Origin of the sequence: Streptomyces sp. NPDC102462 (genome assembly GCF_044765425.1) — a bacterium.
GTDB lineage: Bacteria > Actinomycetota > Actinomycetes > Streptomycetales > Streptomycetaceae > Streptomyces.
Genome location: NZ_JBIWKB010000119.1, coordinates 1 through 9,859 on the forward strand (window position 1 = coordinate 1; position 9,859 = coordinate 9,859).

Genomic DNA, 9,859 nt, shown 5'->3' on the forward strand with positions numbered 1-9,859 from the left:
CGCAGGGAGCAGAAGCCATCTGCAGGTGTGCGCCCAGAGCGAGCCCGCGCACACCCCAACATTGATCGGCTACACCACGGCGAGAGACGCCATCGCGCGGGATGTACCCGCGGGCGCGGTACAGGGCGCACAGCAGGGAGAGCATGAGGGGGTTGGTGCGGATGTCGGGGACGTTTTCCGTCTCCCGCAGGAAGGCCAGGCGGTCTTGCTCCGGTCGTCCCGTGGCCGCGAACCATTTCTCTGTGTACTGGCCCACCTGTTCCAGGGAGAAGTCGTCCAGCTCGTAGATGTCGAAGTGGCGGGTGTCGAAGGGCGCCTTGTTGTAGCCGACGCGCCGGGCCGTGATGAGGATCGGGATGAGCGGGAAGCGGTTGGCGAAGGCCTCGATGGTGCGCACGAAGGTCATGCGCCGTCCGACATCGACGATCTCGTCGATACCGTCGAAGATCACGAAGGAGCGGACGAGGGTGGCCGGGTCCCCGATGGCTTCCTCTGGCATCTCCAGTTGCAGGTTCTCGCGCAGCAGCCGGGTGATCGCCGACAGTATGTACGCGGCCCCGTCGGCTCCCGGGACGTCCTTGCAGGACACCACGAGAGGCGCGTAGGCGATGCGGGAGTCGGAGCGGGAGAGCTGGTGGACGAGGTTTTGGGTCATGGTGCTCTTGCCGACGCCCGGGTTCCCCAGGACGACGCAGCGCGGCCGGCTCAGGGGAGAGACCAGGAAGGAGTCGTCGCGGAACTCGTCCGAACCGCGCTTGCGCAGGTTGCGCTGCACATACAGCACCTCGTGGTCAAAGCGGGACGCCTCGCTGGTGTGGCTGAAGGTGTGGGAGAGGCTGAGTTCGGCGTAGCGGCGTTCCGATGCGGCTCGGATGTCCGCCAGCGCCTCACGCGCCCTCTTGATCCGTGCCGGGGCCCCGAGGATGTCGACGATGTCCCGGAAAGCGGCGTTGGGCGGAGCGTCACCGCCTGCCACCTTCGGCGCGGCTCCAATGTAGGCGGTGACCTTCTCCAGATCTACGGCACTGAGCGTCGCGGTGATGCTGTCATCGAGCGGGAAGACACTCTCCATATACGCCAGGGCGAGCTGCCAGAGCGCGCCGGCGAGCCCCGCCCAGGTGTATCCGTGTTCATCGCAGAAGTCCTCGGCCCGGGCTGTGAAGGTCTCCTCGTACTCCTGCTCGAGTTCGGACAGCTCCCGGCGGGATCTGAGACCGAGCCGGGCGATGAACAGAAACTGCGACAGGGCGACGATCTCGGGCTGCTCGAGGAAGTGCGATACCTGGGCGACCTGGTCCTGGGTCAGCAGAGCGACCGCCTCGCCGGCGCCGTCCTTGATCAGGAGACCGCCGCGCTCGTCGGACTCCTCCGACCAGGACGGTGGCGGGGTGTCTCCCGTCACCGGAGCAGACGACCTCGTCACGAACGCCGCTGCCACGCGTCCGACCACACTGCCCACAACTGCCGGTTCCACCGTCATTCCTCCTGCGATCTCTTCCTCATCCTTGCAGAAGCCATAGCGCAGCCGTCGCCGGTCAGGGAGCGAGCGGCCGGGCTGGTGTCCTGGTCGCAGGCGCGCGGAGCCGTTGGCAACCGAGGCCCCGGGGCTCGCGTCCGACTGCCAGGTGGGAGCCAGCTGGTACCCGCGAGCCCAGCTGCGGCCAGCGGTTGTGCGCCGCAGGCTGGCTGTATGGAGCGTGATCGTGTTAACGCTGTTGTCGCTGCCACCAGCGCCGCGGTGCGCCTACTTCTGCGCTGGCTGCGGCGCCGTTGTCGGCGTGGGCGAGTGGAGCGGTGAGGATGACGGGGGAGTTGTCGCCCGTCGTGATGTTGATGTTCTGGACGGCCCGATGTACCTGTTCAGGGGTGGGTGTGCCGGCTCCGGCCGGCATCGCGGAACGCAGTTCGGCGACGAACTGCGTGAGGCAGGTGCGGACTTGGTCGAGAATGTCGTGCAGTACGGAGGGTGAGACTGCCCAGTACAGATCGTCGATGACGATGGCTCGGCTGCGATACCTGTCCATCGCGCTCATCAGCGTCCGAAGTTCGGCGGCGCCGGGGAGGCTGAGGTGGACTGCCTGGCCGGGAGGGGTCCGGTCGATCAGGTTCTGCAGTTGGCCGACGCCGAACGTGATGGTCACTTCTTCGTTGATTCTTCCCCGTGTGATCTCGGGGAGGTGCAGGGCGCTGATGGTTTCACCGTGACGTTGCCAGGTCAGCGAGTGTGAGTCGGCTTGAATGGGCGCATGCGGGCGCCGGTAGTTGGGAACGCTGGTGGCGGGTTTGCCTCCGTAGCCTTCGAGTTCGTTGAGGGCCCACTGCTTCAAGGGCTGGGAGGCGGCGTGACCGCCGATAACGAGCGCGAGGCGCAGCAGTCCAGCGAGCGGGCGCTGTCATCGAGGACGCCTTGCTCCAGCTGTTCCAGGGGCTGCACCCCCTGGCGGGTGGGCTCGGTCATTTACCCAGGGCGAGGTAGGCGACGACAACGCCGGCGACCGTTCCCAAAGCGCTCACGGCACCCCAGAAGATGCCGCTGCGATACCAGGGCACAGATGTGGCCGCGGCGGCCTGGTCTGCTGGTGCCGGCTGGCCGGCGCTCGCGTTGCCGCCGTGGGAGGCGTACGCGTAGGGGGCATTCACCGTGACGGGCGAGTTGTCTCCGGCGGTGATCTGAACCGAAGAGCCTGGCTGGGGTTCTTGCGGCGTGGGCAGGTGGCCTCTTCGGCTCATGGCGTTCATCAGCTCCCTATAACGGTCAAGTACGGTATCGCGGGCCCGGGAAAGATCGCGCAGTGTCTGGGCATACTGCTCTGGGTCGGTGCGCCGCCACTCCGGCGGGACCTCGCTGTAGGCGGCATCATGATCGGGGGTGAACGTCCCACCGATCTCGTCGTCGAGCCGGGCAAGTGCATCCACGAAGCGGTGATGAGCTGTGTTGAGTTCGGGGTCGACGAAGTCGATGACGTCGCGCCGCAGTGCCTGCAGGGCGGCGTCGACTGCCTCGGTGACGAAGTCGGGGATGCGGCGCATCGGCATGCGCCGGGACAGATGGGCCAGCCAGGCAGCATCCGGCTGCACCGCTTGGGCTGTACGCGCGGCCTTGGCCCGGTCGGAAGCCGCGGCCGTCACCGACACTCCCTCTCGGTGGGCAGCTGCGACGAAAGCTTCGAGTGCTTGTCTGACGGCGTCGGTGTGCCGGGTGAAGGCTGCGTCGTCGAGAGCGCACAGGCGCTCGGCGCTGCCGGCGTTCCGTATGTGCAGGTCAAATTGGGCATCGGCGGCAGCTCGGACTGCCGTGCAGAGGTCCTGTGCGGCCGCCGTGACGTGGGGGGTGGCCGCCAGTTGCAGCTCACGAAGTCCGTCTTGCAGGTTCAGGACTGCCACGTCCACCTGAGCGACCGACTCTGGTACGGGAGCATCAGCCGAGGGAAGTGGCGAGGCCAGCCAACCGCGGGCAAGGGCAGCCTGCCCGGCATGCGCCGCCCGCAGGAACGTCGCGCTGTGGCTCATGGGACGGCCTTTCTCGTCACACGGTGATCGGTTGATTCTGCTTCACGACGGGCCGGTTGTTGCCCGGAACTGCGATCAGCGATGTCGAGCAGCCGCGGTCACCCGCCGTTGGCTCAAGGGCCCGTCTCATAGGCTCAGCAGGACATCATGCAGCGCCTGTTCGCGGAGGAGCAGCTTCATGACCCGCTACTGTGTCGTGCCGGACCGGCACGAGTTGATCGCCACCTGGTGTACGGGCGAGGGCGACCTGGCCGCTGGCATCGCCACTCTGCCGGCCGGCGCCGACACCGGCAGCCTCCTGGCCCTGGCCCGGGCGCTCACGCAGCTTTCAAGCGCCGCATGGCGCACCTACACGCACCCCGCCAGCGCCGCCGACTCCCTGGAACCCAACAGCGAGGGTTGGCGCCGTGATGAGGAGCGCAAGCGGTTCACTGAGGTCCTCGACGCGATCACCCGGCCGAACCTCCCCAGTGGTGGCACCATGGTGGTCTCCTACAGCAGCCTTCTCGAATCCGCTCACCGTGTGGGGCGTGCTCTGCACCAGCTCGACGATCCTCAGCTCGTGAAGACCGTTGCCGCCGAGGCCGCCGTGGAACTCGCGGCCGTGGAAAGCGCCGAGCTCGGTGACCTCAGCGGCCGCGCTCAACAGGCCGTTCTGCTCAGCCGTGAGGACGCCTCCCCCGTCCAGGTCGCCGCCGCCGATCACCTCCTGCATCAGGATCCCTTCGGCCCTGACGAGCTTTTCGTCAGTATCGATCCGACCGCGGCCGCCGTCGCGGCAGCCCACTGGCTAGCCGCAGCAGCCGAGGTTGCCGGCGAGGCATCCGGGCTCAACCCCATTCAGGTGGTCCTCGAAGCCGACAACATCGAGGCTCTCCCCCACCAGACGCCCACCCTCGTCCTCGGTCTCATCAACGACGGCGTCTCTCCGCACGACGCCGTCACGAGCCTTGTCAGGCATGCCATGCACGTCACCGACGGTGTGCTGCCCGACCCCACCGCGCTGCGGGAACAGCTTGAGGAACTGGGGGAAACGCTCACCGAGTACATCGGTGAGGACGAACCCGACCTCACCGACGTCGCCTTGCGGCTGACTCCACTCGATCCCCAGCGCCCCGCACGAGACCTCCTCGAAGACCTCCTCACCGGCATCCACGGCTGCTGGCTCCTCCACAGTGAGTACAACGACCTCAACCACGACGATGATCCGGGTGCTGACGACGTGGAGGAATGGGACGACGAACAGGCCGAGCAGCACCAGAGGCGCAGCCGCGAACACTTCGCCCAGCTCGTCCGAGACACCGCCGCCCATCACCGCGACCGGCTGATGTGAGCCTGCCCGCAGACGCACCTGACCGATCCCCGCTGACCGCGACGAACCCCGCGACGCCTTCGCTCCCCAGGTCGTCCGGCGGCCCGCGCCACAGCGTCCGTGCCCCTGTACGTGGGGGACGGAAGCGGAAGCACCAGCCAAGCTCACCGGTGCACGGCGGACACCATGGGGCTCGGTCACTGGCCGTATCAGAGAGCCGGCAACCGACTGCACGGTGGCGCGTTGCCCAGGCGGGGGCAGCGCGCCACCGGCGCGCCGATGCGGTCGATTCACGCACGCCGTGCGTGCGCGTCGCGGGCCCCTCGATCGCGCTGGCCCCGAGCGCCGGCTGTCACGGATCACACCGGGAGGGACATGTCCTACCGCCGCCGTATGGGCACCCCGGCCGCGCTGCCCGCGCGCCGGGTTGCAGCAGGACGCATCGCCGGGGCCGGTGGACGCTGGCCCCTACTCCACCGGGGGAGGTGGGACCGTCCTGGAGTACCGCTACGGAGCGGTGCTGTTGTCGCATCTGCTGACCGGAACCCCGTGCCCGGTCTGGGGGATGCCGTGACGCCGGTCCGGATCCGCTTCCAGGCGCGCTCCGTCAGCGGTGTGGACGACACCGTGGTTGTCGGGACCGCGCCGAACAAAACGGAAGTTGCGGTGTCCATCGGGGTGCGCAGGCAGCCGAGACTGGTGCCGAGCCGGGCGGACTCCGTCAAGCTTGAGGAAATCGATCAGATCCTGCTGCTGTCCTTCAGCGAGCACGACGCGATAGAGATCCATCCGGGCCTTGGGTGACTCCAGGGGGTAGCTGTTGCAGCTGGACCAGACCACGTGCAGGGGCAACTCGACGGTGCCTTGGCGAGGGCCCGCGAGGTCATCCAGCCGAAGGGGCAGGCGGCTGCGGTAGCGCGCCTGCAGCACCTGGGCGGCGGACAACGATTCGTACTCATGCACGTCGTCTCGCTTGTGATCGCCCCCAACACGGCGATGGTCGGTCATGGAGGCCATGATGCCGTGCCTTCCGTGCACGGGTGGCCCGCCGTCGTCACTCGCCTCTCGTAGGGCATATTCCGACTCACTGCTGTTGTCGGGCGGTGGGGTCGTCGATCTCGTTGTCTGCCGCGAGATGGCCGTGCTGCTGGTAGGGCATCTCGTCCGGGTGCTGTTCGAGCCTGGTGCGCCGCCAGGCCGCGTCGAAGGAGAGGTTGCCTTGGCTGGCCCGTACCAACTGCCACGCCCGCCAGCTGGTCCAGGGCGAGAGCAGCCATCGCCACACCGACGTGCTCACCGGACCACCGCACCCGCGAGACCGAGGCGGATAGCAGCCGCCCCACTCATGACGCACCCTCCGGTTCCGCCGCGGCGAACCCATTGACCAAGGCTTGGGCCTTCGCGGCGTGGTGCGGCCGCTGGACGCTGTCCATGCCCGCGGCCAAAAGGGTGTACAGCATGCGTTTCTGGGCGTGGTCAGGGAAGCTGGCGAGGAATTCGCGCAGCACCTCGACGGCCTCGTGCTCGACGCTCCGTTCGTCCTCGGGGCGATGTCGGGCGAACACCTCCGTGACCGTGTCCACCTTCTCGGCGAAATCCGGGAGTTGGGCCCAGTCTGCGTTGTCGCGCTCGATCCATCGCGCCAACAGGGTTGCGGGGTCGGCCAGTTCGGCGGCGAGGGCGTTGGTCGTCTGCTGTCGCAGGAGGTCGGTCACGGCCTGTCGTCGTTGAGCGGTCAGAAGCGCGGCCACTGCGGCCCGGTCGTCCGGCAGCAGGTCGAGTGTGAGCTCGGCTGTGAACTCGACAGGAGGGTCCGTGGGTAGCCGACGGACTCGGGCGAGGTGCTGGCCGCAGATGTCCCGTGCCGAGGCGAGGTCGGCCGGGTCGCACGTCTTCGAGACCTCGTTCGCGGCGTTTCTGAGCGTGGTGCGCACTGTCCCTGCGATCTCCTCGACCGGGTTGGGATAGGGCGGTTCGGTGAGCACCGTGGCCGTGATCCGGGCGGTGAAGCCGATCCCAGGACAGGTGCTGCGCAGCCGGACCTCGAAGCGGGTCAGGCTGCGCCGCACCGCTTTGCGCGCACGGCGGCGCGACCATCGTGTTGAGGTCATCGATCAGGACTCCGCCGAGACGTGCTCGCGCGTTGCGATCAGAGACGAGAGCACCGGAGGCAACCGGAGGTCCTTGCGTAGTTCGACGACCGCCTCGCCGTCAGCGACTCCGGGTTCGCCGAAGATGAGCGCAGAGACCGGAGAGGCGACCAGGTGCCCCAGCATGATCTGATTGAGGAGGTCCGTCAGGAGCTCGGTCGGCATGCCTGCTGTCTTCCGCGCCTCGGCCCAGGCGGTCAGTAGCTGCCGGCATTCGGCCTCGACCCGGGTGTCGGCCAAGGCCGCGTTCCAGCCGTCCAGGAGCGCTTCTTTGACGTCCTCCTTCTGTTCGGCTGCTGCCAGCATGACCTGCAGAACGTACGGGTCCACGCGTGGATCCAGCAGCGACAAGAAGGCCCGGTGCCCGGCCAGGTGCTTCTTCTCAGTCGCCCACTTGATGACTGTGCTCCACACCCGTGGCAGCTGGCCCTCGCGCGCGGCGATGTCCCGCAGCGCCTCCTGCGCTGTCCGTACGGCCTCGTCTGTCTCTGGCCGGTCGAGGATGTGCCGCAGGCGGACGAGGGCCTGACGCGGGTAGTGCTCGGCGAACTCGCCCTGGCAGACCAGCGCGACGACAGTCGCGACGGCCTCCGATTCGTCCTGGGCTGAGTCCAACAGCAGGGCACGGACCTGCGCTCCCAGCGTGTCCGCCTCTGCGGCGATGGTCAGGACACGGGCGATCAACTTGCGGTGCTCAGCGCTATCGGCGCCCTTGTCGATCCAGGCGTGGATCTGCTTGACGACACGGATGTCGTTTTCCGCGACGGCCAGTTCGACCAGGAGGTCGCCGATCGCGGCCAGCCGGTCGGCCCCGGCCCCCTTGGGCGCGGTGATGGTGTCCAGCCAGTGCAACAGATGGGGGTGGATGTCGGCCCGCTGCTGCCACAGGTGGAGCAGGACGGCACGGGCGTATCCAGATTTGTGATCGAGAGAGACCGTCCGTCCGTTGATCTCGGCACCCATCTTCGTCAGCCGGGTGGTCAGATCGGGCCCGGTCAGGATGGTGCGGACGTTCGTCTCCGGTTCTTCGCCCAGCAATGTTCGGGCGCTGTTCTGGATGGTGAGCGCGTCCGTGCCGTTGAGGAACAGCGAGGAGATGAGCAAGGCGCGGTCGTCGGGCTTGTCCTCGGTCTCCGTGAAGACGTTCTTTACATCGGTTCGCCACTCCCGAAAGGAGCTCAGGGCGTTCTTGAGGCCCTCTGGGGAGTCCTCCGCGGAGGCGAGCTTGGCGGCCAGTCGGGCGGCATCGTCGGGACGGCTGCTGTCGGTCAGCAGATGCCCGGCCTCGGCGGCCGAGCCTTCCGCTGCCGGCGCGGTGTCGAGCCAACGGATTCTGTCCGGCAGGTGGTGCACGTACTGCAGATGTGCTCTGGCCACGCGGTGCGGGGATGGCCGGACCGTGGCGCGGACGACGACGCCGGCGACGGCTCCCGACAGGTCCTCGGGCCACCCGTGTTCGTCGGCGATCACGACGAGGAAGGAGCCCGAGAACTTCAATTGCTCTGCGTAACTCACCAGTTGTTCGGCGACGAGGCCGGGCTTGTGCCAGGAGCTGATCTCCGCGGCCACGTCAAGCAGGTAACACCTTCCCGGCTCGTCAGGCATCTCGGCGATGTCCGGGAAACCGGGCCTCTCCCAGTCGGGCGCGATCGCCTGGAGCTTCAGCGCCTTACCCCGGGAGCGTTCCTCCGCCTGTGAGACCTCCCACGACGCCTTGATGCCGGAAGCGCGTTTGCCGTATCCGGGAGGGCCTGCGATGACGGCCAGCCGAGGCCCGCCCCCGGTAAGCCGCTCGATCGCGTCGGATGCCGTCCGCACCCTTTCGTCTCGCACGCTCAGCTCCACCCACGCCCGTCTTACGGCGTCGAGTTCGCTCGGCGGGATGTCGGTAACCCGCAGCGGCGGTTTGCTCGTCATCGTGACGGAGCCCGCGGCCACGATGATCTTCGAGTTCTGGTTGTCGCGGATCTGCACCTGCTGGCCGGGCGCCGGCGGGGCACCGGAGGGAGGCGGCGGAGGCGTTACGGCCCCGGGAATGATCTCCTCGCTCACCGGCTCTGCTCCGGAGCGCGGTAGTGGAAGCCGCCCGAGGCGTTGATGTCGCCACCGGAGATGACGACCTGGCTGTTGGTGTTGCCGTGGACGCTCGTCCGTGCCCCGTCACCGTTGTTGGCTCCCTTGACCTGGTCAACCAGATCCTGAAGATCCTGCGCCGCGTCCGGATGCTTCTGCAGGAACGCCGCCAGCTGGATCATCAGCTCGTTGCGCAGCCGGTCCTCCACTGACCCGCGCTCGCTCTCCGAGCTGTCGACAAGCCGTTGCTGCGCCGCGTCGATCAACCGCAGCTCCTGCGCGGCGCTTTCCTCTCCACCGCGCCGGAAGAGCCGGGCCACAGCGGCTCGCATGGAATCCCACGTGCTCTTGGCCATCTCAGAGACCAGAGCTCCGGCCCCCAGGCCCGCGACCTGCATGATGTCCAACGCGTCCCCCCATGGTCATATCCCCTGTTCGGCGAGGCGCGCAGGGGTCGGCGGCATATTCGACACATCAGGGTGGATGTCTATGCAGGGGTCGGCAATCGAAAGTATTTGCCACATATCTGAACGCGTAATTCTCAACTGGTCGGAACCGGTCAGTCCTCGTGGGGGCGGTGAGGCGCATGGGAGGCCCGGTGGCGAAAACCCCGGCAAAACGGTCTGTTCGCGAGTGAGGTGCGAGGTTATTTGGCCAATGGATCGCTTTGGGTGATTGTCCTGAAGTGGGCGCAGTGGGCAGATGTCAGCCCCGGGAGTCGGCTAGTGTCTCGTGATCCTGTTCATGGAACCTGAGGCTTCTGTGATCGTTGAGTCAGGTATGGATCTCTCCTCTGAACAGATGGCAGAACTGC

8 protein-coding genes and 1 pseudogene are annotated in these 9,859 nt (G+C 67.4%); 1 reads left to right on the forward strand and 8 read right to left on the reverse strand.

Features of this window, described 5'->3' with window-relative positions; all coding sequences use genetic code 11:
- The 3 genes and pseudogenes from ACIRFL_RS43015 to ACIRFL_RS43025 all read right to left on the reverse strand — a co-directional run.
- Positions 1 to 1,402: NACHT domain-containing protein (locus ACIRFL_RS43015; RefSeq protein WP_404041006.1), on the reverse strand; the 1,402-nt coding region annotated here is incomplete at its 3' end.
- 304 nt (positions 1,403 to 1,706) lie between these two features.
- Positions 1,707 to 2,378: pseudogene (locus ACIRFL_RS43020) on the reverse strand (hypothetical protein); the annotation flags it as partial.
- Positions 2,379 to 2,454: 76 nt separating this feature from the next.
- The gene (locus ACIRFL_RS43025) at positions 2,455 to 3,510 is read right to left on the reverse strand and encodes a hypothetical protein (RefSeq protein WP_404041009.1); all 1,056 of its coding nucleotides are present in this window, start codon (positions 3,508 to 3,510) and stop codon (positions 2,455 to 2,457) included.
- Positions 3,511 to 3,706: 196 nt separating this feature from the next.
- On the opposite strand from ACIRFL_RS43025, the gene ACIRFL_RS43030 reads away from it, so the two are divergent.
- Positions 3,707 to 4,843, forward strand: coding sequence for a hypothetical protein (locus ACIRFL_RS43030; RefSeq protein WP_404041012.1), 1,137 nt, complete (start codon positions 3,707 to 3,709; stop codon positions 4,841 to 4,843).
- 486 nt (positions 4,844 to 5,329) lie between these two features.
- On the opposite strand, the gene ACIRFL_RS43035 is transcribed toward ACIRFL_RS43030, so the two are convergent.
- From ACIRFL_RS43035 to ACIRFL_RS43055, 5 genes are all read right to left on the reverse strand, one after another.
- Complete coding sequence (locus ACIRFL_RS43035) at positions 5,330 to 5,830, reverse strand: hypothetical protein (RefSeq protein ID WP_404041015.1); 501 nt, start codon at positions 5,828 to 5,830, stop codon at positions 5,330 to 5,332.
- Positions 5,831 to 5,906: 76 nt separating this feature from the next.
- Entirely contained in the window at positions 5,907 to 6,119 is a 213-nt protein-coding gene (locus ACIRFL_RS43040) for a hypothetical protein (protein WP_404041018.1), read from the reverse strand.
- A gap of 46 nt (positions 6,120 to 6,165) precedes the next feature.
- Positions 6,166 to 6,933, reverse strand: a complete 768-nt coding sequence (locus ACIRFL_RS43045; RefSeq protein WP_404041021.1) for a hypothetical protein — start codon at positions 6,931 to 6,933, stop codon at positions 6,166 to 6,168.
- Between the two features lie 3 nt (positions 6,934 to 6,936).
- Positions 6,937 to 9,024: a hypothetical protein gene (locus ACIRFL_RS43050; protein WP_404041024.1), complete on the reverse strand. Its 2,088-nt coding sequence runs from the start codon at positions 9,022 to 9,024 to the stop codon at positions 6,937 to 6,939.
- On the reverse strand, positions 9,021 to 9,452 hold the full coding sequence (locus ACIRFL_RS43055; RefSeq protein WP_404041027.1) for a hypothetical protein: 432 nt from the start codon (positions 9,450 to 9,452) through the stop codon (positions 9,021 to 9,023). The genes ACIRFL_RS43050 and ACIRFL_RS43055 overlap by 4 nt, the downstream gene beginning before the upstream one ends.
- Between the last annotated feature and the right edge of the window lie 407 nt (positions 9,453 to 9,859).

Excerpts from the sequence above, each read along its gene's own strand:
- ACIRFL_RS43045 (WP_404041021.1), bottom strand. The coding sequence starts at position 6,933 with ATGACCTCAACACGATGGTCGCGCCGCCGTGCGCGCAAAGCGGTGCGG.
- ACIRFL_RS43035 (WP_404041015.1), bottom strand. The coding sequence starts at position 5,830 with ATGACCGACCATCGCCGTGTTGGGGGCGATCACAAGCGAGACGACGTG.
- ACIRFL_RS43025 (WP_404041009.1), bottom strand. The coding sequence starts at position 3,510 with ATGAGCCACAGCGCGACGTTCCTGCGGGCGGCGCATGCCGGGCAGGCT.